The sequence below is a fragment of the Flavobacterium sp. FG19 genome (genome assembly GCF_057809475.1).
The window spans coordinates 185,969-208,435 of sequence record NZ_JBMDKA010000002.1; the positions used below are offsets into that span (position 1 = coordinate 185,969).

Genomic DNA, 22,467 nt, shown 5'->3' on the forward strand with positions numbered 1-22,467 from the left:
TTCTTAGAAATTCAATTTTAAAGAAGTAAAAATATTACGTCCCATTCTTGGAATATTTCCCCAGTCGGCATAAGTGCTGTAATATTCATTTAATAAATTCTCTGCTCCAGCCTGAACAACGGCTTTTACTTTATCGATTTTAAAAGTATAATTGGCTGAAAGATTCCAGATTACATACGCCGGAGTTTGGTCTTCTCCGTATTCCGGACTGTAATTAAGCTGTTCGAAATCGCCATTTACAGAAGTTTGGATTCCGAAATTCTTATGCATAAAATGAAGTGAAGTCAGATAACTTAACGGACGAATAAAAGGCAGATTTCCTCCGTTATTATCCATTCCGCGAGCATATGTTACCGTTCCGTTCCAATGTAAATGTTCTAAAATATCGTAACTCACATTTATAGACATATTTAAAAGCGTCGCATAATCTAACGAAGTATATCCTTTTACACCAACCGACTGATAATTCATCGGACTTCCCATGCTTAGGATTCTACCAATAATGTAGTTTTCTATATAGAAGTAATTCAGTTTTCCCTGAATACTTAATCTTTCGTTTTTAAAACCAGCCGATGCATTTCCTTCATACGAAATTTCATTTTTCAAATCAGGATTTCCAATGTAATCATAACGGTCAAAACTATTGTAGATATAATAACCGTAACCTTCAGAAACAGAAGGTGCTCTGTGTCCGTAACCTGTTCCAACAGAAAAATTAAACTGATCGATGTTCAGATTATAACCAGCGTGTAAACTTGGCAGAAATCTTGTTTTTTCCTGCGGCGCTCCGGGATGAAAAATCCAGTTGAATTCGACATATTTGGAATAATTATAATTCACTCCCAAAGAACCGCTTAAATTCACCTGACTTTTCTCTGAAAGATCCCAGGAATTATTCATCGAAAGTCCGGCAAAACGAGTCGTAACCCACGGCCAACTGTAAGCAAACATGGTTCTTTCGCTTCTATCCTGCGGATACATTCTCATTTCAGCAATAGACAAATTATCATAAGCATTCAATTGTATTTCAGACGAATAACTATTCTTTTTCAGATTGGCTTTCGAAACCAGTCCATAAGTCGTACTCCAACCCGGCATATCCATGTGAACTAGGTTTTCCGGACGCGTCGTATCGTCCATATAATGTTCGATTGCATTGAAATAAATCTTAGAATCAATCACTTTTACCAATCCGTCTTCGAATAATTGTTTGTACGAAGCTGAAGTAATAAGCGCACGAGAAAGCGACAAATCCATTGGAAGCGCTGGATAACCCACATCTTTTGCCATATCAAAAATCGCGTCTACTCTTACGGCAGATAAATCACTTGTTTTATAAGCAAACCCTAATGATGTATTGAACTTTTTATATTGCGAATGTTTTACTTCGTCATTGTTTCCGTCATAATAATCATCTGCTTTTCGGTATGAAATACTTCCTTCGGCAACAAATTTTTCGCCTGAATAGGCTATGTTTCCAAGATTAAAAAATTGTTTGTTATTGAATTCAAATCCGCTTTGGTAAGCGCCGTTCCATTTTTTGGCAAGACCAAAGGGTGTACTTTTTCTTTTTAAATCGATGCTTCCGGCAATAGTAGAACCGTGCAAACTTCCTTCCTGTCCTGATTTTATATCAATTGCCGAAAGGTTATTGCTTTCTACATAAGACGTAATTGGATCCATTTTATCGGTACAAGCGCCAAAAATGTGCATTCCGTCGATGGTCACTGTTGAACGTTCTGTGCTCATATTATTCAACAGCGGTTCCCATGCATACGCACCGCGCTTGATAAAACTGATATTATCAGCCGAAGACAAAAATTCATCAACTGAAACTGCCATTTTCATTTCGGTTTCAATTTTCTTTTTGGCAGCGTTTTTTACTTGTACTTCTTCTAAATTTTTAATGCTGTCGTGATGTGCATGAGGATTTTGAGCCATTGCCGACATTCCTAAAAAAAGAAATAATATACTATATTTCATGCTGTTAGAATAAAGTATCAATAAATAATTCGCTCTTTACTCCTTCTACTCCAGGGGTAAAATCGGTTGGAACAACAGTTCCCTTTACAATCAATCCGTTTTGGTTCATTAGGATCAAATTCAAAGTCCAATTTCCTGTCATGGTATAATTGACAACACCATGGTACAAACCGTCATTTTGCTGTGTCAAATCCTGATTGTTTGGCGAAGAATGATTTCCCATTGAAGGTTCCGGCATTCTTGGATCTAATTTCAAAGTATAACCGCTTACTTCTGAATATGAAAATTGTGTTGGATCCGGAAAAGTTCCGGCTGGAGTGGTTGGTTTATTGTATTTGTAAATACCTGCAGCCAATGGATTTTCGGCCACTTTTGGTTTCTGCGGAGAAATTAACGCAATTACATATTGTTCGTTGTCTTTTCCTGTAAAAGAGGTCATATTAAGGTTTTTATTGCTCTGCTTTTCAACCGAAATATCTTTATTGATTTCATATTTCTGATTGTCAGCTTTAAAACTTACATATAATTTCCAGTTGTTTGAAACTGCTGTTTCACTCGTAAAAACAGCATATCCAGCGAAATATTTATTTGTCGCATCATACGATACATTGTATTCGTGCGGACAAGAACTTGAAGTTCCGTTAGTACTTAGAACTGGCAAAAAAGTCACCTCGGAGGCATTTACAGTTTGATTGTTCTGCGTATTGACCACTTTTAGATGAAGTTCGTTGTAGCCTTTATAAAAGGTTCCGTTTAAGGCTTCGATGCTAATTTTATAGTTGCCACTGGTTAACGAAACGGCTTCTTTAAACTCATAATATTCTGGAACTTGTGAACCGATTTCAGCTTCATAATCTGTTTTATCGATGGTACAGGAAGTAATTACACTTAATAGTGCAATGACTAAAATTTTAAAAGATTTCATTGGTAATGAATGTTTGAAAAACGTTTTAAAATGCAGCATAAAACCCTCCTTTTAGGAAAGTCCAAATGCCGTGAAATTTTAATGGTGTTTTGAATTGAAAATGGATTTAAAGTATTTTCAATTGAAGGGATAAGATCAATTCTTTTTGTATAAAAACCAACGCAGATTCAAACTGAATTCCTTGAATATTCAAATATTTAGGAAATACAAAATATTGCCTCTTTTTACATCATTCCAAAAAGAACAATGCCATTAGATTTAAAAACAGAAAATGATCCCGAAGTTATCCGAGCGGAGGATGAAAAGTAAGATTAGAAGCCCCGATTGGTTTCTTTTCAAATAAAACAGAAGTATTTTCTTTTGATTCGATAACTGGAACTGCATTAATAACAACTTCAGCAGTATTCTGCAGATAAACAATCTCTAATTTTTCTTTTAGACTGTCCTGCATTTTTCTTTCGTTATCTGAGTATTTTTTGATGCTTTTTTGAAGTTCGCATCGGCCGTTACAGCTGTTGAAGACCATTTTTCGCTGCACACATATAGTTTTAGCTATTTCAGACTGATTTAACTTAAATGCAGTATATATAAACAGGCTGCCAAAAGATGGTGACAAAATTAAAATGGAGAGTGTTATGATTACTAGTCTTTTCAACTGCTTGTTTATTTGCGCACAAAAATACACTATTTATGCTATTATTTGCAGTCATGCTCGTCTTTTATTGCAAAAAAAATCATTTTTAAACCATTAAAATCCTTCTGATCATTTCAAATCGGCTTGATTTAGGATTATTTCCAAATTAAAAAACCCTCCCTCTTACTATGAAAACCTAAAATCTGCAGCCATAAACTAAAGATAAAGATTTTTTCGCATTGCTAAAGTACTGCAACAAATTGCAGAGTTTTAAACCCGAATCTGAAACCAATAAAAAACAGCCCGAAGACTGTTTTACTTTTATATGATACTACTATAAATCGTTGCTAATCTGTAAATGTATCAAGCAACAATTAACAACAAACACATCTGGTGCCAAAAAAAACATTAAAAAAAACAATCATAGATGACAACGATTGGATTTACTTTGATCGCTCCATGACTAAAGTAAAAAATTCTTCAATTTCTATAATCCATTTATTTCCGTTTTGGATTCAATGAACCAGAAAAGAATTCTTACCAGAAAACGAAAAATGAAATTATAACACAAAAAAATATAGAACTGTAACCTATTTTAAAGAATAGTACTTCGAATAATTTTTAACTAATTCTCTTTATATTCAATAAAAAAAAATAAAGTTGCTAATTAGAGAATACGTTGATTGATAAAACAATATTATGTCCATTTAATAGTATTACAGCATTGTTTTTATGACATTGATTATTTAAATTTGTGAATCTTATGAAAAATTGGTGCACAAAACTTTTACTTTCAATTGTCATTCTCCTAAACGGATATGGTAATGTTTATGCACATGCAAATATTGTAACTTATAAAAAATTCTCTTTCTGTTCGGTTGTAAATAATATTCAAAATAATCAACACAAGCTCAATCGAGGACGATCATCTGAGACTTTTAAAAGAAAGATATGTCTTTTTGATAATGAGGAAAACGAAGAAAATTTTTCTTCAGCCGAAAAACAGCTTCTTAAAAGCAATTACTTTTTAATTTTTCACTGCAGCAATCTATTTACAGTCGCTGCAACTGCTTTTACCCAAAAAGTAGATGACTGCAAAATTTTCAGTTTACTTTATAACAAAGTATACCTGTTATTTCAGGTTTTCAGAATTTGATTTTTAAACCCTGCTGTCTTTTATAAGCAGCTGGTTCCTTATTGTTTTTATCCTCTGTGTTCTACTTGTTAGAAAATAGACGGATATAAACTTCTATGGTCTGTTCTCAAAGGCCTTTCATTTAAAAAATCAAAAATAAATTACATTTTAACGCTGAAATAATTATGAAAAGAATTTTCATGATCATGAGTTTGTGCGCCTTAGTTTTTGCAGGCTGCAATTCCAAAAAAGAAGAAGAAAAAGAGGAAAAAACCAAATTTGTGGTTACTACTCCAATTGAAAGAGATACTACCATTACAAAAGATTACGTATCACAGATACATTCTATCCAACATATTGAGATAAGAGCTCAAGAACGCGGTTATCTTGAAAAAATCTATGTTGACGAAGGACAAATGGTAAAAAAAGGTCAGCTATTATTTAAAATTATGCCTGCACTTTACGAAGCAGAAATGAAAAAATCTAAAGCAGAAGTAAGTTACAGCGCCATTGAATATCAAAATGCCAAAAAACTAGCCGATGAAAAAGTGGTTTCTCCAAACGAATTGGCAATGGCAAAAGCAAAACTGGAAAAAGCAGACGCCGAACTGGCTTTAAGCAAAGTACATCTTCAGTTTACAGAAATCAGAGCACCTTTTGACGGTATTATAGACAAGTTTCATGTTCGTCAGGGAAGTTTGGTAGATGAAGGAGAATTGCTGACAGAACTGGCAGACAATAGTTCTATGTGGGTTTATTATAATGTACCGGAATCTGAATATCTGGATTATCAGGAAAAGGCTGAAAAAAGCGGTAAAATGAAAGTTAATCTTTTGATGGCTAATAACAAAAAATTCCCTTATTCCGGAGTGGTAGAAACTATCGAAGCTGATTTTGATAATGAAACCGGAAATATTCCATTCAGAGCCGTTTTTCCTAATCCAAAAAGATTGTTAAGACATGGCGAAACCGGAAGTATTCAAATGCCGATTGAACTGAAAAAAGCCATGCTGATTCCTCAGAAAGCAACTTTCGAGGTTTTGGATAAAAAATATGTTTACGTAATTGACAAAAACAATACTGTAAAATCCAGAGAGGTAGTTATTGCTGCCGAAATGCCGCACTTATTTGTTATTAAAGAAGGTTTATCAATCAATGATAAAATACTTTTAGAGGGACTTCGTCTTGTAAAAGAAAATGACAAAATAAACTACGAAGTACTAAAACCTCAATCGGTTATGTCCAATTTAGAGCTATACGCAGAATAACCGAATCTAAAAAAAGAAGAAATGTTTAATAAATTTATACATAGACCCGTATTTGCGATTATAATTTCGATTATAATTGTCTTTCTAGGTACGCTGTCCATCAAACAGCTTCCTATATCGCAATTTCCACAAATTGCGCCCACCACTGTAAATATCTTTATTGCCTATCCCGGAGCAAGTGCCGATGTATTGGTAAAATCAACTTTAATTACCTTAGAAAACTCTCTTAATGGTACCGAAGGTGTCCGCTACATGGCAACAGACGCTACAAGTGCCGGAGAAGCAACACTGAGAATAATATTTGAACCGGGAACCGATCCTAATGAAGCCGTAATCAGGGTGAAAACAAGAGTCGATCAGGTAATGCCATTATTACCTGAACTAGTTCAGCGTGAAGGAGTTGTAATTACTCCTATTCAGCCTAGTATGTTGATGTATGTCAACCTTTATTCTAAAAGCAAAAGCATGGATGAGAAATTTCTCTACAACTATGCTGATGTCAAGATGATTCCCGAAATCAGCCGTGTAAAAGGGGTTGCGAGAACTCAGATATTAGGAAGCCGTAAATATGCCATGCGTGTATGGCTGAATCCTGACAGAATGAGAGCTTATAAAATTTCTGTTGAAGAAGTAATGGAAGCGCTTCAGGAACAAAGTATTATTGGTCGTCCCGGACGATTAGGTCAGAGTTCGGGAATTGCTGCACAATCCTTAGAATATGTACTGACTTACAAAGGAAGATATGACGAACCCAAACAATATGAAAATGTTATTGTACGTGCTAATTCTGAAGGAGAAAGCATTCGCTTAAAAGATATTGCAAAAGTAGAATTAGGAAGTGAATTCTTTGATATTTATTCGAATCTGGACGGACATCCTTCTGCTGCTATTGTATTGAAACAAAACTACGGAAGTAATGCCAGCGATGTAATTAATGCCGTTAAAGCAAAACTGGAAGAAATGAAAGGCAGCTTTCCTCCGGGAATGGATTATAAAATCAGTTATGACGTTTCGCAATTCTTAGATGCTTCTATCGATCAGGTAGTGCATACTTTGAGAGATGCCTTTATTCTGGTTGCTTTAGTGGTTTTTATATTTTTAGGAGACTGGCGTTCGACTTTAATCCCGATTATTGCTGTTCCGGTTTCTTTGGTCGGGGCTTTCTTTGTGATTCAGCTTTTTGGAATGTCAATCAATTTGGTGACATTATTCTCTTTGGTATTAGCGATCGGAATTGTGGTGGATAATGCCATTGTCGTCGTCGAGGCCGTCCATGCCAAGTTTGAAGAATTTCCGCATATTACACCTTATCATGCCGTTAAATTAGTATTGGGTGAAATTGGAGGCGCAATTATCGCTATTACCGCCGTAATGGTATCTGTATTTATTCCTGTTTCGTTTATGTCGGGACCAGTTGGAACTTTTTACAGACAGTTCTCGGTCACCATGTCAAGTTCGATTATCATCTCTGCCATTGTAGCTTTAACCCTTACTCCTGTTCTTTGTGCGATACTTTTGAAAAATAATCACGGAAAAGAGAAAAAAGGAAATATCCTGACCAAATCACTGGATGCTTTTAACAGATGGTTTGAACGACTTACCGGAAAATACGTAACAGTTCTAAAATCAATTGTAAGCAGACGTGTATTGACTTTTGGAATCCTGATTGCGTTCTGTGCTTTTATTTTTGTAGAAAACCAGGTGTTGCCTTCCGGATTTATTCCAAGTGAAGATCAGGGAACTATTTACGGAATTATTCAGACACCACCGGGAGCTACTTTGGAAAGAACCAATCAGGTAGCACAAAAATTACAGAAAATCTGCGAAAGTGTTGAAGGAGTTGAATCGGTTTCATCATTAGCAGGTTATGAAATTATGACCGAAGGTCGAGGATCTAATGCCGGAACCTGTCTGATCAACCTAAAATCATGGTCTGATAGAAAACATTCTGTAACAGAAATCATGGAAGAACTGGAAAAGAAATCAAAAGATCTGGGAGCTGTTGTAGAGTTTTTTGAACCGCCTGCGATTCCGGGATTTGGTTCTTCAGGAGGCTTTTCGATGCGTTTATTAGATAAAACGACGAGTACCAATTATCAGGAATTTGATAAAATCAACAAACAGTTTATGACTGAATTAGGGAAACGTAAAGAGCTTTCAGGTCTGTTTACTTTCTTCGCCGCCAATTATCCACAGTATGAACTGGAAATTAATAATGATTTGGCAATGCAAAAAGGAGTTTCTATTGGTAAAGCCATGGAAAACCTTAATATTTTAATCGGAAGTACTTACGAACAGGGATTCATCAAATTTGGGCGTTTCTTTAAATTGTATGTACAGTCTGATCCAAAATTCAGAAGACTTCCTTCAGATGTCCTGAATCTTTTTGTGAAAAATGATCACGGCGAAATGGTTCCCTACTCTGCTTTTATGACGCTTAGAAAAACGCAGGGACCAAATGAGGTAACACGCTATAATATGTACAATTCTGCAGCCATTCAGGGACAACCTGCAAAAGGATATACAACTGCTGACGCTATTAAAGCCGTACAGGAAACCGCTCTTAAAACACTTCCAAAAGGCTATGATATTGCCTGGGAAGGTTTATCTTATGATGAAGCCGCAAAAGGAAATGAATCGCTTTACATCTTCCTTGTTGTATTGGCATTTGTGTATTTTGTTCTTGCTGCACAGTACGAAAGCTTTATTATTCCGCTGTCTGTAATTTTATCTATTCCTGTTGGAATTTTAGGTTCTTTTGTAATTCTTCAAATGATGGGATTACAAAACGATATTTATGCCCAAATCGGATTGATCATGCTCGTCGGACTGCTTGGAAAAAATGCCGTACTGATAGTCGAATTCGCGGTGCTCAAACATCAACAAGGCGCTACAATATTGGAGGCTGCTATTGAAGGTGCAAAAGTACGTTTTAGACCAATCTTAATGACATCCTTTGCCTTTATTGCCGGTCTAATCCCTTTGATTTTTGCTTCAGGTGCCGGTGCAATTGGTAACAGAACTATTGGAGGTTCTGCCCTTGGAGGAATGCTTTTCGGAACTATTTTCGGTGTAATTATCGTTCCGGGACTTTACTACATATTTGGTTCAATGGCCGAAGGCAGAAAACTAATTAAAGGTGAAGAAGAAAGTTCATTGTCTGATGAATTTATGCATCATGTAGATGATTTTTCGAAAAACAATCAAACAGAGGAAAATGAAGAATAACAGAAATATAAAATACGCAGGTATCGCCTGCGTATTACTTTCTATCGCTGGCTGTAAAACTCCTGCCATAGTAGAAAAAAATGAAAACAAAACGGTACCCGAAACTTACGCCAATAATGGTTTAGATACACTCAACACCGGAAAAGTAAAATGGAAAAGTTATTTTACAGATGAAAACTTAAACAACCTGATTGATATTGCTCTGAAAAATAATCAGGAGTTAAATATTACGCTTCAGGAAATCGAAATTGCAAAAAGTGAGGTAAAAGCCCGAAAAGGAGAATACCTGCCATTTGTAGGTTTTAGTGCCGGTGCCGATGTAACTAAATCCGGAAGATATACAAGCACGGGATCCGGTGAAGCTACAACTGAAATTATGCCTGGCAAAGAAACTCCGGATCCGTTGCCAAATTTTCGTTTTGCACTTACATCAAGCTGGGAAATAGACATTTGGAACAAACTTCATAATGCTAAAAAAGCAGCTTTGAATCGTTATTTAGGTTCTATTGAAGGGAAGAATTTTGTAGTTACCAATCTGATTGCAGAAATAGCAGATTCGTATTATGAACTTTTGGCTTTGGACAATCAGCTGGAAATTATCAAACAAAATATTGATATTCAGTCTAATGCTTTAAAAGTTGTAAAAATTCAAAAAGAAGCTGCCAGAGTCAACGAACTGGCGGTGCGCAGATTTGAAGCTCAGATTTTAAGCACACAAAGTCTGCAGTTTGATATTCAGCAGCAGATTACGGAAACTGAAAATAAGATCAATTTTTTATTGGGTCGTTTCCCTCAGAAAATTGCAAGGAACAGCGATACTTTCAGTACTATAACTCCTGCGGATGTTCATGCCGGAATACCCTCTCAGCTTCTGGAAAATCGTCCGGATATTAAAAAAGCAGAAATGGAATTAATCGCTGCAAAACTGGATATAAAATCAGCTAAAGCGCAGTTTTATCCTTCGCTTGGGATTTCAGCGGGAATTGGATATGAGGCTTTTAATACTAAATATTTGTTGACTTCACCAGAGTCTTTATTGTATTCAATAGCAGGTGATTTGGTAGCGCCTTTAATTAACAGAAATGCAATAAAAGCTAGTTATCTAACTGCAAGTGCCAAACAGATTCAGGCAGTTTACAATTATGAAAGAACTTTGGTCAATGCTTATGTTGAAGTTGCTAATCAATTGTCTAAAATTGAGAACACAAAACAAAGTTATGATTTGAAAGCCAAACAAGTTCAGGCATTAAACGAGTCTGTGCAAATATCCAATAACCTTTTCAGTTCTGCCAGAGCTGATTATATGGAAGTTTTACTGACCCAAAAAGACGCTTTAGAATCTAAGTTTGAACTTATAGAAACCAAAAAACAGCAGATGAATGCTTTCGTTAATGTTTACAGAGCATTAGGAGGCGGCTGGAACTAATAGTTTTTATTTTTGGAAAGGAGATTAGTTAAAAAACTAGTCTCCTTTTTTTATTAAAGATTAAAAACTACATCAAAAGCCAGATAACTTACATCGTATGGATGCTCACCTCCCACCCAATCATTCATATAGCCTATATCGTAAGTTAGAACAGAATCTTTTGGACTTATCGAATAATAGGCTGAAAAGCGGCTTTCTTTATAATGCAGATCGCTCCATTCCTTTTCTGTATGATTTAGACCTGCTGAAAAAAGCTGCTCTGAACTCAGTATTATTTTTTCTGAATGCTCCTCATTCACATAAAAACTCATCTGTAAACGAAAACGGCTCCGCAAAGCAAAAGATTCCTGCTCCGTCAAATCATCTGATGTAAAAAACTTTCTGAATTCCTGTCTGAATGTGGGAGTAAATTTCAAAACCGAAGTTTTAAAATCATACGAAACTCTACTGTAAAACCTTAACTCCTGTACATTGAAATCTCTATTCAGTTCTTCTGCATTTTCAAGCTGATTTCGAAAACTTAAAGCAAACGAGTATTTCCAGCTGCTTTGAAACTGATGATAAAATTCCTGATTCAAAACGATAATCGAAGCTTTTTCCATTGGATTTAAGGTACTTTCCGAACTTTTTCTCCCCAAACCAAAGTAAGTCATTGACTTCCATTTTTTACTTAAATCATATCTTACTCCAGCTGCAGCCCAGCCTGCCGTTTTAGCTCTTCCTAAACCCGGCGGGCTGATTTGTGCCGAAAGCACTGAAAAATAAAATAATGCGATTAAAAGACAAAAGATTCTTTTCATCTTAATCTTCTCTTTTTTGGAGAATTCTTCCCTGAGCATCAAAAACTACTTTCCACTCATTGCTCAGACTTTTTAATTCAGTTTTATAAATTACTTCTCCTTGTTCTGAAATTCTTTTTACATCATCTATTCTATAACCTGAATAATATTTGGTAATAGATGTTCTGACAGGTTTTGGCAGACTGCTTTTAGATATTTCTTCTTCATGTCTTACCAGTTTTCCATCTCTGGAATATTGAGCCTTATGGTCGTCTCCCAACAAGCCGGTTTCAAATTCGACTTCATAAAGATTACCTTTTATTTCCCAATCGATGTCTGAAGCTTTGGGAAATGTTTTTTGAAAATTATTTCTAATAACTGATGGAACTTCACTTGCATGAACATCCTGCGCCGAAACACCGCTATAACTAAAAGTTAAAATACTGAGACTTAAAATCAATTTTTTCATGTTCTTAAAATTTTATACTGCTAAATTCTGAAACGATTCTGGAAACTTTTGGGAATTAAATTAAGGTTCATAGATTAATCTAATGAAAGAAGAATTATTGTCGGTTTTATTCAGGGCAATTCCCGTTACAATACCCACTGCAAAATGCGAGTCCAGTTTAAGCTTTACCTGTGGACGAAGTGTCGTGATCATTTTACTGCCGTTAATTTCCTTGTTCACTTCAATACCTATGAAATGCTTCGTACCGGGAAGTGTATAAAGTAATGAAGTATTAATCTGCCAGTACGCCAGATTTGCAGCTTTACCCATTTCTTGTTCAATCATCGGATAGGCATAAACTAAGGTGTGAAAATTTGATCCCCATTTTTTTGCTGCTGCAAAAAACGGACTGTATCCCAGACCTGTAATTAATTTTCTCTCTCCGAAATTTTGGAATTCGTTGAATTCCAAAACCTGTGTATATCCGACTGCAAGAGATAGCTGCACCTTTTTAGAAACCAAAAATGTATATTGGGCAGATAGTCTGAGCCCTTCCAGTTTATTTCCAGGAATTGACTCTTCAGTTTTATTTCCATGATTATAAAACGAAAAATCAGTTTCTATTTCTAAGCCTAATCTGTTAATTGGAGCAAACTCATATTCGGCTAAAAAAACATTTTTCTTATAATTTTCGGCACTCGAAAAATCGGCTCCGAAATTAAATTCTTTTTCTCCTTTTCTGGCTCCTAAATCTCTAACCAAATCCTGAAAAAGCGGTTCGGCATGAGAAATTTTAACAGGTTCCGGTTGTGATTGTGCGTACGTAAAACAGCATCCCGCTGTACTGCACATTAGTATTGTCAGGATTAATTTTATTTTCTTCATACAGCAAAACAACTGTAGGAATCAGGAAAAAATTTGGAAACAATCTGGAAAGAATTGGGAATATGTCTAAAACTGAAAATCTACATTAAATTGATGCATTTCATTTTTATATTCATACGCAATCGAAAAACCATACAATTCTGCAATCGCTTTTACAATGGCAAGTCCCAGACCAGTTCCTGACTGATTCTGCTTGTTTTTCTGAAAACGCGTAAATATTTTTTCCTTCTCTAATGCTTCTGAAGGACCAGTGTTTTTAACACTTAGCATATTGTTGGAAATTTCTATAACAACTTTCCCATTTTTTATATTATGGAAGATGGCGTTTCGCATAAGATTCGAAACTACAATAGCAATCAAAGCGGAATCTGCATTGACTGTCAGCTCTGATTTTTCATTAAAAGAAATCTCAACTTCTTTAAATTCTGCAATATCCTGAAGATCGCTTAAGTTTTTGGCAGCAATGTCATTAACCGAAACTGCACGATTATCAAAAAACTGCTTATTTTCAATTTTAGTGAGAAGCAATAATGATTTATTAAGCCGAACCAGCCTTTCTGTTATATCCATGATTTCAGCTATTTTACCCGCCTGATCTGCTGTAAAATTTTCACTTTCAATCATTAATTCAAGCTTGCTTATGGCAATAGCCAGCGGTGTCTGCAGTTCATGAGAAGCATTTCCGATAAATTCTCTCTGCTGCTGATACGTTCTTTCGCTGTACTGAACGAGCGTTTTTATAGAAAGTAATAAATCTGAGAATTCTTTTGTTTTTGTTTCAACCTGCGGAAAGCTTTCACCTCTGCCAAGACGGTAGTGGTTTAAATAGTGAAGTAATTCGTAAAAAGGCTTCCATAATTTTTGAAGAACAAAATTATTAATAACCAGAATACTAAAAATCAAAACGGTATACAGCCCAAACGCATCCCAGAGCAATTCTTTAACCAAGTCGTCCTCCTCGACCATGTTATTGAATATCTTCAGCTTATAGAATTGTCCATTTTGTTCAAAAACTGTAGTCAGAATTCTGACTGGTTCTAATTCAGGAGCTTCATCATCTGCATCCTGGGCATAAATTTCAGTATCTTCGTAAGTATCCTTAAAATCAAGTGCCTCTTTTCTGCTTATTGGGTTTATTGAAAAAAAACCTTCATCAAATGTTTTCTGCTGTAATATAGAAGCATCTTTACCCGCTTTATATACAATCTGTCTTTTATAGTTTTCCAGTTCCTCGTCTACGCTTCCTTTAATTTCATTAAGCATATTGAAATAAAAAACAACAGACCACAAACTTACAACCAGCAGCAGCCAGCCCATCAGATGAAGAAGCGAACGGTTGAGCAGTTTCATTTTTCTCTTAGTTTGTAACCTATTCCGTAGACGGCCTCGATTTCTATCTCTGCATCACTTTGCTGCAGTTTCTTTCTTAAATTTTTTATCTGATAATAAATAAAATCAAAATTGTCTGCCTGATCAATATTATCGCCCCAGACATGTTCTGCCAAAGCAGTCTTGCTTACGAGCCTATTTTTATTCATCAGAAAATAATTGAGAATATCAAATTCTTTTCTGTTCAGTGACTGATTAATTCCATTAACCGTTAAAGTTCTTTCTGTCAGATCTAACTCTGCATTTCCAATTATAATAGAATTTTTTCCATCGAGGTTTTTCCTGCGCAGAACAGCTTTTATTCTCGCATTAAGTTCTGCATTATGAAATGGTTTAGTTAAATAATCATCGGCTCCAAGCTCTAATCCCTTTAATTTGTCTTCAAGTGAATCTTTTGCGGAAATAATAATAACATTTTCAGATTTACCGAGATTCTTCAACTCTTGCAAAAGCAGTAATCCACTTCCCCCGGGCAGCATCACATCAAGAAGAATGCAATCATAAGTATACATATTTATTTTCTCATCTGCAATTTGATAATCTTCCGCAATTTCAATCAGATACTGTTCCTGAAGTAATGAATCACAAATGGATTTCAGCAGTTCTTTTTCGTCTTCAACAATTAGGATTTTCATACTGCAAAGATATGTAATCAAATCTGGAAAGAATTGGGAATCTCACAATTCTGGCTAGTGGAATTATTACTATTTCACACACAAAATGCTATGCTGAATAAGTATTAAATAACTTTTAACCAGTTGTTTAACTATCACATTTTTTTTGTAAAAATTGGAAAAGACTTATAACCATACAGATTTTTTATCTCCAACCTAACAAAGTTGCTTTAGGTACAGCCTGTGCTTTCAACTGATCCCAATTTATTAAACACAAAATCCTGATAATACTTCCTATCTTTAGCAGAAACTTTCATTAAAAAATCGTAATCTCGTGGCATCTGTCTTCTTCAGAAAAAAATTTAATCTAAATGATTTTAGTTAATTTCCAAATCAGAATAAAATTGTTCAAATACAATCAAAAACAATATAAAAATTATACGTCTTTTCTTCGGGCCATACCCTGAGCAATGATGCTGGCGGCAATCAATTGCAAGGCATGATACAGCATGAGCGGCAGCAATACAATCCCGGTCATGGTACTGTGCTGAAAGAGGACTTTTGACATGACAGTTCCGTGCACCAATGACTTCTTAGACCCGCAGAATAAAACAGTAATACGATCTTCATCTGAAAAACCAAGCAGACGGCTGAATAGTCCGACACAAAAGAATACAGCAAAAAACAGTGCCATCATCCCTGCAGCTAGTCCGGCAAGTTCAAGAGCGGTGAAGCCTTCAAAAAGATGTTCGGAGAATGATTTGCAAAACGACGTGTAAATAATGGTCAGGATGACTGCCTGATCGAAATATTTGAGCTGTTTTTTATATTTTTCGGCAATGGCTCCAAAACGGGAGTTGAGGCAGATACCAATGATGACAGGCAGCAAAACTTGAAGAACCAGCTTTATGACGATATCGGTAACATCAAAATTACCTGTTGCAGAAGCTATGAACAATCCAACCCAAAGCGGCGTAACCACTACTCCAATCAAACTTGAAATACTCGCATTGAAAATGGCGGCAGGAATATTTCCTTTGGCAATAGAAACCATGACCACAGAAGAAGATACTGTAGACGGTAAAGCTGCCAGGAAAAATACGCCCAGCCAAAGCAGCTCGAAGCCGTTATTGACAAACAATGGGCGAAATGCCAAAACAAGAAGCGGAAAAAACAAAAAGGTCGTCAACTGCACGATAATGTGCATTCTCCAATTGGCAAGCCCGGCTTTTAGTTTCTCAACACTCAGTCGCATTCCGTAAAACAAGAAAATCAACGATACGCCTGCATTAGCAATTTCCTCCAGCGAAACAGGTTCTTTGATCATACCTGGCTTTGGCAAAAAATAAGCCATCAGAATCATGGTGGCTATCATTAACAGGAAACCGTCGAAACCTGCTTTTTTTAATACTTCTAATAATTTCTTCAATGTTTTTTAATATTATTCCTGCTTGGAGATATAGACTCCATTATTAATATATTTACGACTAAATCCCAAGTTCTTTGCGTATAATTTCTGCTCCTGCGCTTAAAGCATTTAACTTACCGCTGGCTACGTTTCGGGACAAAGGAGCCATACCGCAGTTTGTAGAAGGGTAAAGATTTTCGGCATCTACAAACTCAAGAGCTTTACGCAGGGTATTGGCTACTTCTTCGGGTGTTTCGATAGTGTTGGTTGCCACATCAATAGCGCCAACCATTACTTTTTTACCGCGAACCAATTCCATTAAATCTAAAGGCACATTGGAGTTGTGGCATTCTAGTGACACCACATCAATTTTAGATTTTTGAATTTTCGGAAAAATTTCTTCGTATTGGCGCCACTCTGAACCTAATGTCTTTTTCCAATCCGTATTGGCCTGTATTCCATAACCGTAACAAATATGTACCGCAGTCTGGCAGTGTAAACCTTCAATGGCTCTTTCTAAGGCTGCCATTCCCCAATCGTTTACTTCATCAAAAAACACATTAAACGCAGGTTCATCAAACTGAATAATATCTACTCCTGCATCCTGAAGTTCTCTTGCTTCTTCATTAAGTGCTTTTGCAAATTCCCACGCCAGTTTTTCACGGCTTTTATAATGGTCATCGTACAAGGTATCTACCATAGTCAGCGGACCTGGCAATGCCCATTTTATAGGTTTATTTGTCTGTTTGCGTAAAAATTCAGCATCTTCCACAAAAACTGCTTTTTGGCGTGCAACATCACCTACAACCATAGGAACACTCGCATCATAACGGTCACGGATTCTCACAGTTTTGCGATTTTCAAAATCTACCCCGGTTAAATGCTCGATAAAAGTCGTTACAAAATGCTGGCGTGTCTGCTCGCCATCACAAATGATATCCAGACCAGCCAATTGCTGTTCCTGCAGAGAAATGCGCAACGCATCCTGTTTTCCTTCAATTAACTGCTCTCCTTCTAATTTCCAGGGTGACCAAAGTTTTTCTGGCGGCGCAAGCCAGGCAGGTTTGGGTAAACTTCCAACAATCGAGGTGGGTAATAGTAACTTCTTCATAATAGTATAATTTTAATGCGTTGTAATCAATTAAAGGGTAAAATTAGCAGACCACTGCTCCAGAACATTTTTATAAGGTTTAATGAAATGCTCTTCTGCATATTTACCCTGTTCAACAGCCAGTCGGCTGCGTTCTTCGCGGTCATATTCGACGCGGGTAAGCGAATAATCTTCGTGTTTAAGACTAGGCTGGTAGATTTTCCCAGCCACTGAATTGGCATTGTAAATTTCAGGACGGTAAATTTTCTGGAAAGTCTCCATTGTACTGATTGAGCTGATTAGTCCAAGATCTGTATAATCTGCAAGCAGATCTCCGGAATGATAAAAAGCCATTGGTGCCACACTGTTCGCAGGCATGAAAAAACGAACTTTTAAACCCATTTTAGAAAAATATTCATCAGTGAGAGAATACTCGCTCTGCAGATATTCAAAGCCCAGAACCGGATGCTGATACTCCATACGGGTATACGTTTTGTTGCCCGATACACTTAGACAAATGATTGGTGACATCTTAAAGTACTCTTTATAAGTGACTGAATTCACAAAGCATTTATAAAGTTTTCCGTGCAAATCACCAAAATTTTCAGGAACAGAAAAAGCAGTTTTATTTTTATTGTGTTCGATCAATAAAATACTGAAATCATAATCCCGAACATAAGAAGAATAATTATTTCCGGCAACCCCTTCGATTTGCTGGCCAGTCTTATGGTCAAAAATATTCGTTTTTAAAACTTCAATCATCGGCAGATCATTATTGCCATTCTGATCATCAATACTCATCGTCACTGTGAGGATTTCAAGTTCCACATGGTAACGGTCCCCTTTTGGATTATCCAAATGAGCCAATGCATTGAACCGATTGTTAATCATATTTAAGGCATTACGCAAGTTTTGCTGGCGACTAGCTCCTCTGGCCAGGTTGGCAAAATTGGTTGTCAGACGCGTTTTACTTGAGGGGTGATAATTTTCATCTAAACAAGTGCTTTTTAGCGTGAAAACAAAATCATTCTTGATTGTATTCTGGGTAATTTCAATATCCTGATTTTTGTTTCTTAAATCTTCTTGTATGTTCGCTTTCATCTGATGACAAGGTTTAGTTTATTTACCCTGCAAATTTGAAAATAAAAGATTTAATATTTTACAAAATAAAAAAAATCAGTTAATTAATCTTTTTTTAAACACTTTTAAAGATTATTAATCTTTTTACAAATGCAATAATGAAGAAAAACAGATAATTATTCTTTAGAGAACCGGAATAGGACTGATTTGGAGTTTTCCATAGCCATTCAAGCCTCGAAAAAGAAAACAATATACTCTATCTTTGCCAAAAATTAAGATAGATACAGTAATGAATTTAATAGAAAATTTAAAATGGCGCTACGCCGTCAAAGCTTATTCCAGCATTAAAGTAGCAGAAGAAAAGATTGATCAGATATTAGAGGCTATAAATCTCTCAGCGTCTTCCTGCGGACTGCAATCTTACCGTGTTTTTGTTATAAGCAATCCGGAAATTCAAAACAAATTAGGTGCTGATTCGTATAATAAACAAATTAGTTCCTGCTCTCATTTGCTGGTCTTTGCTGCCTTCAATGACATGACTCCGGCTTACATTGACAATTACATGGCAATGACAGAAAAACAAAGAGGTCTTGATGCTGGTGCCTTATCAGGATTTAGAAATGGATTGCATTCCTATTTTGGAGCTATTGATACAGAACAAAAAGCTATTTGGGCGTCTAAACAGGCTTATATTGCACTAGGAACTGCATTAATTGCCGCAGCAGAATTGAAAGTGGACGCTACCCCTATCGAAGGATTTAATGCCGATATTGTCGATGAAGTTTTGGGTTTGAAAGAGAAAGGGCTGCATGCTGCAGTTATCCTCGCTTTAGGATATCGTGATTTGGAAAAAGACTATATGGCAGCTATGAAAAAAGTGCGTCTGCCTATAGATGAAATGATAACTAAAGTTTATTAAATACGGTTAACTATTACGGCAAAAGTATACCTAAATTAATTTTTAAGTTCAGTTAAAAGTCATTAATGAGTTAAGTTATTTTTTTAATTTACACAGAAAATCAGCAAATTAAATGTAGAGCACAATTCCTTTCTGATTAGATTAGAGTCAAATGAAAATTCTAAAAATCCTTACCAAATTTTGATTTGAATAATCTCCGAATTATTATATAATTTCACTAAAAACTAACTTGTTTTCTTTTGAGACTGTTATATTTTATTATCAGGAATTTATCAAAAGGATTTCTTAACCTGTTTTGAAAAATAGTCTTAAAGTCACTTTATTAGAGATTTAACCGAAGCTCGACAATGGTTTGAAACCCCGTTAAGAACATAGGATATTTTTCTTTTGATGTATCGTAATTTTTTATACTGAATACAGCAATTTCAAATAATTTAACTAAAGATACCTCACAAACTCTTCCCTTTTATCATAAGGAATATCATTATGAGGTGATTCTACTACCATGGTATTCCAAGGTTTCCAGTCATCAGCCAGCTCATTATGCGTTTCTTTATGATGTTCCAGAATTGACTGAATAAAGTAGTCTTTCAAAGGCATGTCCAACATTCTTTTTTCTCCATCTTTTACCAGCTCAATGCTATGCTTCAGCTCCTCTTTATCGTTGATGTGAAAAATAAACTTACCGCTGTCCCAGGAACTTAAGTACTCTAAATCCCCATCTTCATCATACTGCACTGGCAGAAGACCATTATCTTTTTCATATTCAAATATCATAGACATTATACGGCCATTTACCCACTGGTAAAATATATTGGCATAATCCAGTAGATTTTTCTTTGCCTCATCACTTTCCCATCTATACTCACTTGAATAAAGTCCATTATTCTGAATCTGGAATACCAGATGATTAAACTGAGTATCTGTTCCTAATCTGTTCTTAAAAATTTCATAAATATGACGCTCATAAACAAACAGTTCCCTTCCATCCAAAGCTGTTTCTTTTTTAGTTCCATTATTAAAATAACAAACTTCAACATCATAACTTCCGCCAAGAGTAAAAGAAAATTTAATTTCGATCATATCATAGGGGAATTCTGTATAGTAATCATGAAAAGCCTTAATCGAATTCTGTTCTGTCATTGTTTTTTTATTTACTACTATTCTCAGTAAATTATTAAATTAATTTCAACTATTCCGTAAATCCTGTATTTGTATTTAGTAATAGCTGATGTCTGTCTGCCAAAATAAAAATAAAAAATAACACTGCACAAAATATCAAAGTATATAATATCCTTTAAAGCGGTTTATTCAATGTTCCTAAATTATTTATGGAAATAATGTCACTGTTCAATTTCAGAAAATGAAATCTCTTTTTAAAATGATTTAAAATTTCATAACTATTTGAATTTCCATCTCTTATTTTTTAATATAATTGCTGCCTGACTGTAGCAAACAATTGGTTTATTCTCCTATCTTTATCCAATAAAAAGGCACCCATATAAAAATTGGTGCCTTTTGTGCATTTACTGTATTAATACTCTTAGTTTCTTTTTTAAGGTTTTTCCCTGATTAATAAACTTTTCCTCTTGGATCGTCAATGTGCATTTTCAGAATATCATAACGCACACCTTCCCTATCCAATATTCTTACGTTTTTTACTACTGTACTTAGAGCATCCAAAAATGTTTGGGAATTTTCATGACGTTCATACGCATCTTCATCCCTCCATCCTTCCAAAAGATGAAACGTATTTTCATCTGTCAGATCCTGTGAGAAAGCGTAGTAAATACAGCCTTCCAATTTGTTTGCGGCAATCATTTCAGGAATAACCGCATCTATGAAAATCTGTCTATCCTCAGGATGAACCTTGTAATAAGCACTTACAGTGATTCCGGTTGTCTGCGTTTTGTCGTGGCTGGTGGAAGTTCCAATTTTGATACTATTTTCCATTTGTTTTATTTTAGTTATTATAATAATTTATACTATAATTATAGGCAAGTCACAAAATCTTCAAAAGGTTTGCTGACTTTTTATTCTTACGATTCCAGTTATTTTCTGAGTTTAGATTAACTAGTAAAGCTTTCATCATTGTTTTTTTTAATGTTAATTACCTGAATCAAACTGCGGTTACTCCAAAACACTTCTGAATACAAAACATTAGGACTAACCAGCAATTCAATAAATTTTACCTTATTTCTTACTATCAACAAAAACATATAGTTTGACAGCTTTACCGTTCTCAAAAACGAAAAGATCCATTCCTGTAACAGCATCAGGTTTTTCTGCGGGACCGTGCTGCCAATAAAGTCTTGCGGTATTATGATTGACGTCAATTGATTTAACAGGTAAAAATTTAGAATTCAAACCTTTTTTCTGAAGATCATCAATAAATCCATTAATTTCCTGGTGTCCAAAGGCAAGAAAATGACTATCGATCATCTCTATGTTGTCTGCATATACTTTCTTCATCAATTCTTTACGTTTTTTAACATCTCGTTCATTCCATATTAAAAGATGCGATTCTACTAAAGATTTGATTTCAGATTCGGGCATTATTTTCACATTTGAATTATCAGACAGATTTTCAGCTGTATTTTTTGGTGACCAAAGAATTGTAACAGGTTTCTTTTTTTCATATCCTTTTCCGTCCGGATAAGAAACCAGCTCCATTTTAGAACCCCATGGCGTTTCAAAATAAACCCAGGATTCGCCAGCTGTATCACCGGAAGGCATTGTAAAAGGTTCTCCTAATATTTTTACGTCTTTGCTTTTTAAATACTGCACTGCAGCATAAATGTCATTTACATAAAAAGCGATGTGTGATGCTCCGATATCATCTGTGTCAGGATGCGTTTTGCTTCCTTTGTTATCTGCATATTCGAATACTTCGATGCTTGCTCCGGTTCCTGCATTAATCATTTTTATGGTAACCGCTCCAGTATCAGGATTAATATGATTTAACTTTTTCCAGTCGGCATCAAGCGGAATGGGTCCTAATTGCGTTACAGGTGTAAAACCAAGTACATCGTCAAAAAATCCAACGGCTTTATTAAGATCCGGTACATTAATGCCGACATGATCAATCCCAACGATTCCTACGCTGGTTTGTGCTGCGGTTTTTTCTGAAGCAGAAAAAAGAATTAATAAATTAAGCATTGCCGCTGCTGAAGTCTGTACTTTTTTATTTGATTGTTTGTGAATTGTTTTCATGATTATTTAAATTCTTGTAAATTATTAAATGTGTTTAAAAGGA

At 35.4% G+C, this 22,467-nt stretch carries 18 protein-coding genes and 1 pseudogene; 4 read left to right on the forward strand and 15 right to left on the reverse strand.

All coding sequences use genetic code 11. The annotated features are described in order from the left end of the window. Positions 1-3 precede the first annotated feature (3 nt). The 3 genes from ACODST_RS02805 to ACODST_RS02815 all read right to left on the reverse strand — a co-directional run bounded on the left by ACODST_RS02805 (position 4) and on the right by ACODST_RS02815 (position 3,563). A complete protein-coding gene (locus ACODST_RS02805) occupies positions 4-1,983 on the reverse strand; it encodes a TonB-dependent receptor plug domain-containing protein (protein WP_488930594.1) in 1,980 nt (659 codons plus the stop codon). 4 nt (positions 1,984-1,987) lie between these two features. After that, complete coding sequence (locus ACODST_RS02810; RefSeq protein ID WP_488930595.1) at positions 1,988-2,908, reverse strand: hypothetical protein; 921 nt, start codon at positions 2,906-2,908, stop codon at positions 1,988-1,990. Positions 2,909-3,191: 283 nt separating this feature from the next. Continuing rightward, positions 3,192-3,563: a hypothetical protein gene (locus ACODST_RS02815; protein WP_488930596.1), complete on the reverse strand. Its 372-nt coding sequence runs from the start codon at positions 3,561-3,563 to the stop codon at positions 3,192-3,194. Between the two features lie 1,299 nt (positions 3,564-4,862). Here ACODST_RS02815 and ACODST_RS02820 point away from each other — a divergent pair. From ACODST_RS02820 to ACODST_RS02830, 3 genes are read left to right on the forward strand one after another with little or no spacing between them, the layout of a single operon-like run. After that, complete coding sequence (locus tag ACODST_RS02820; RefSeq protein WP_488930597.1) at positions 4,863-5,945, forward strand: efflux RND transporter periplasmic adaptor subunit; 1,083 nt, start codon at positions 4,863-4,865, stop codon at positions 5,943-5,945. Between the two features lie 21 nt (positions 5,946-5,966). Beyond that, positions 5,967-9,173, forward strand: coding sequence for an efflux RND transporter permease subunit (locus ACODST_RS02825; protein ID WP_488930598.1), 3,207 nt, complete (start codon positions 5,967-5,969; stop codon positions 9,171-9,173). Further along, positions 9,163-10,599: a TolC family protein gene (locus tag ACODST_RS02830; RefSeq protein WP_488930599.1), complete on the forward strand. Its 1,437-nt coding sequence runs from the start codon at positions 9,163-9,165 to the stop codon at positions 10,597-10,599. The genes ACODST_RS02825 and ACODST_RS02830 overlap by 11 nt, the downstream gene beginning before the upstream one ends. Before the next feature lie 53 nt (positions 10,600-10,652). On the opposite strand, the gene ACODST_RS02835 is transcribed toward ACODST_RS02830, so the two are convergent. From ACODST_RS02835 to ACODST_RS02875, 9 genes and pseudogenes are all read right to left on the reverse strand, one after another. Beyond that, complete coding sequence (locus tag ACODST_RS02835; RefSeq protein WP_488930600.1) at positions 10,653-11,399, reverse strand: DUF2490 domain-containing protein; 747 nt, start codon at positions 11,397-11,399, stop codon at positions 10,653-10,655. Between the two features lies 1 nt (position 11,400). Further along, complete coding sequence (locus tag ACODST_RS02840; RefSeq protein ID WP_488930601.1) at positions 11,401-11,847, reverse strand: PepSY-like domain-containing protein; 447 nt, start codon at positions 11,845-11,847, stop codon at positions 11,401-11,403. A 60-nt stretch (positions 11,848-11,907) separates the two neighbouring features. Beyond that, positions 11,908-12,711: an HAEPLYID family protein gene (locus ACODST_RS02845; protein WP_488930602.1), complete on the reverse strand. Its 804-nt coding sequence runs from the start codon at positions 12,709-12,711 to the stop codon at positions 11,908-11,910. A 66-nt stretch (positions 12,712-12,777) separates the two neighbouring features. Continuing rightward, positions 12,778-14,061 carry a sensor histidine kinase gene (locus tag ACODST_RS02850; protein WP_488930603.1) on the reverse strand — a complete coding sequence of 428 codons (1,284 nt, stop codon included), beginning with the start codon at positions 14,059-14,061 and terminating at the stop codon, positions 12,778-12,780. After that, entirely contained in the window at positions 14,058-14,735 is a 678-nt protein-coding gene (locus ACODST_RS02855; protein WP_488930604.1) for a response regulator transcription factor, read from the reverse strand. The genes ACODST_RS02850 and ACODST_RS02855 overlap by 4 nt, the downstream gene beginning before the upstream one ends. Before the next feature lie 209 nt (positions 14,736-14,944). Next, positions 14,945-15,046 (reverse strand): annotated as a pseudogene (locus tag ACODST_RS02860) (AsnC family transcriptional regulator); the annotation flags it as partial. A gap of 104 nt (positions 15,047-15,150) precedes the next feature. Next, positions 15,151-16,143 (reverse strand): bile acid:sodium symporter family protein, encoded by a 993-nt coding sequence (locus ACODST_RS02865; protein WP_488930605.1) that lies wholly within the window; start codon positions 16,141-16,143, stop codon positions 15,151-15,153. 58 nt (positions 16,144-16,201) lie between these two features. After that, positions 16,202-17,233 carry a methionine synthase gene (locus tag ACODST_RS02870; RefSeq protein WP_488930606.1) on the reverse strand — a complete coding sequence of 344 codons (1,032 nt, stop codon included), beginning with the start codon at positions 17,231-17,233 and terminating at the stop codon, positions 16,202-16,204. Between the two features lie 30 nt (positions 17,234-17,263). Further along, positions 17,264-18,313 carry a DUF1852 domain-containing protein gene (locus ACODST_RS02875; RefSeq protein WP_488930607.1) on the reverse strand — a complete coding sequence of 350 codons (1,050 nt, stop codon included), beginning with the start codon at positions 18,311-18,313 and terminating at the stop codon, positions 17,264-17,266. 268 nt (positions 18,314-18,581) lie between these two features. On the opposite strand from ACODST_RS02875, the gene ACODST_RS02880 reads away from it, so the two are divergent. Beyond that, positions 18,582-19,211, forward strand: a complete 630-nt coding sequence (locus tag ACODST_RS02880; protein ID WP_488930608.1) for a nitroreductase family protein — start codon at positions 18,582-18,584, stop codon at positions 19,209-19,211. 438 nt (positions 19,212-19,649) lie between these two features. On the opposite strand, the gene ACODST_RS02885 is transcribed toward ACODST_RS02880, so the two are convergent. The 3 genes from ACODST_RS02885 to ACODST_RS02895 all read right to left on the reverse strand — a co-directional run bounded on the left by ACODST_RS02885 (position 19,650) and on the right by ACODST_RS02895 (position 22,424). Next, on the reverse strand, positions 19,650-20,354 hold the full coding sequence (locus tag ACODST_RS02885; RefSeq protein ID WP_488930609.1) for a hypothetical protein: 705 nt from the start codon (positions 20,352-20,354) through the stop codon (positions 19,650-19,652). A 429-nt stretch (positions 20,355-20,783) separates the two neighbouring features. After that, entirely contained in the window at positions 20,784-21,164 is a 381-nt protein-coding gene (locus ACODST_RS02890) for a putative quinol monooxygenase (protein WP_488930610.1), read from the reverse strand. Positions 21,165-21,404: 240 nt separating this feature from the next. After that, entirely contained in the window at positions 21,405-22,424 is a 1,020-nt protein-coding gene (locus ACODST_RS02895; protein ID WP_488930611.1) for a VOC family protein, read from the reverse strand. Positions 22,425-22,467 lie beyond the last annotated feature (43 nt).

Excerpts from the sequence above, each read along its gene's own strand:
- ACODST_RS02855 (WP_488930604.1), bottom strand. The coding sequence starts at position 14,735 with ATGAAAATCCTAATTGTTGAAGACGAAAAAGAACTGCTGAAATCCATT.
- ACODST_RS02870 (WP_488930606.1), bottom strand. The coding sequence starts at position 17,233 with ATGAAGAAGTTACTATTACCCACCTCGATTGTTGGAAGTTTACCCAAA.
- ACODST_RS02825 (WP_488930598.1), top strand. The coding sequence starts at position 5,967 with ATGTTTAATAAATTTATACATAGACCCGTATTTGCGATTATAATTTCG.
- ACODST_RS02840 (WP_488930601.1), bottom strand. The coding sequence starts at position 11,847 with ATGAAAAAATTGATTTTAAGTCTCAGTATTTTAACTTTTAGTTATAGC.
- ACODST_RS02835 (WP_488930600.1), bottom strand. The coding sequence starts at position 11,399 with ATGAAAAGAATCTTTTGTCTTTTAATCGCATTATTTTATTTTTCAGTG.
- ACODST_RS02895 (WP_488930611.1), bottom strand. The coding sequence starts at position 22,424 with ATGAAAACAATTCACAAACAATCAAATAAAAAAGTACAGACTTCAGCA.
- ACODST_RS02845 (WP_488930602.1), bottom strand. The coding sequence starts at position 12,711 with ATGAAGAAAATAAAATTAATCCTGACAATACTAATGTGCAGTACAGCG.
- ACODST_RS02875 (WP_488930607.1), bottom strand. The coding sequence starts at position 18,313 with ATGAAAGCGAACATACAAGAAGATTTAAGAAACAAAAATCAGGATATT.
- ACODST_RS02805 (WP_488930594.1), bottom strand. The coding sequence starts at position 1,983 with ATGAAATATAGTATATTATTTCTTTTTTTAGGAATGTCGGCAATGGCT.
- ACODST_RS02830 (WP_488930599.1), top strand. The coding sequence starts at position 9,163 with ATGAAGAATAACAGAAATATAAAATACGCAGGTATCGCCTGCGTATTA.
- ACODST_RS02885 (WP_488930609.1), bottom strand. The coding sequence starts at position 20,354 with ATGACAGAACAGAATTCGATTAAGGCTTTTCATGATTACTATACAGAA.
- ACODST_RS02850 (WP_488930603.1), bottom strand. The coding sequence starts at position 14,061 with ATGAAACTGCTCAACCGTTCGCTTCTTCATCTGATGGGCTGGCTGCTG.
- ACODST_RS02890 (WP_488930610.1), bottom strand. The coding sequence starts at position 21,164 with ATGGAAAATAGTATCAAAATTGGAACTTCCACCAGCCACGACAAAACG.
- ACODST_RS02810 (WP_488930595.1), bottom strand. The coding sequence starts at position 2,908 with ATGAAATCTTTTAAAATTTTAGTCATTGCACTATTAAGTGTAATTACT.
- ACODST_RS02820 (WP_488930597.1), top strand. The coding sequence starts at position 4,863 with ATGAAAAGAATTTTCATGATCATGAGTTTGTGCGCCTTAGTTTTTGCA.
- ACODST_RS02880 (WP_488930608.1), top strand. The coding sequence starts at position 18,582 with ATGAATTTAATAGAAAATTTAAAATGGCGCTACGCCGTCAAAGCTTAT.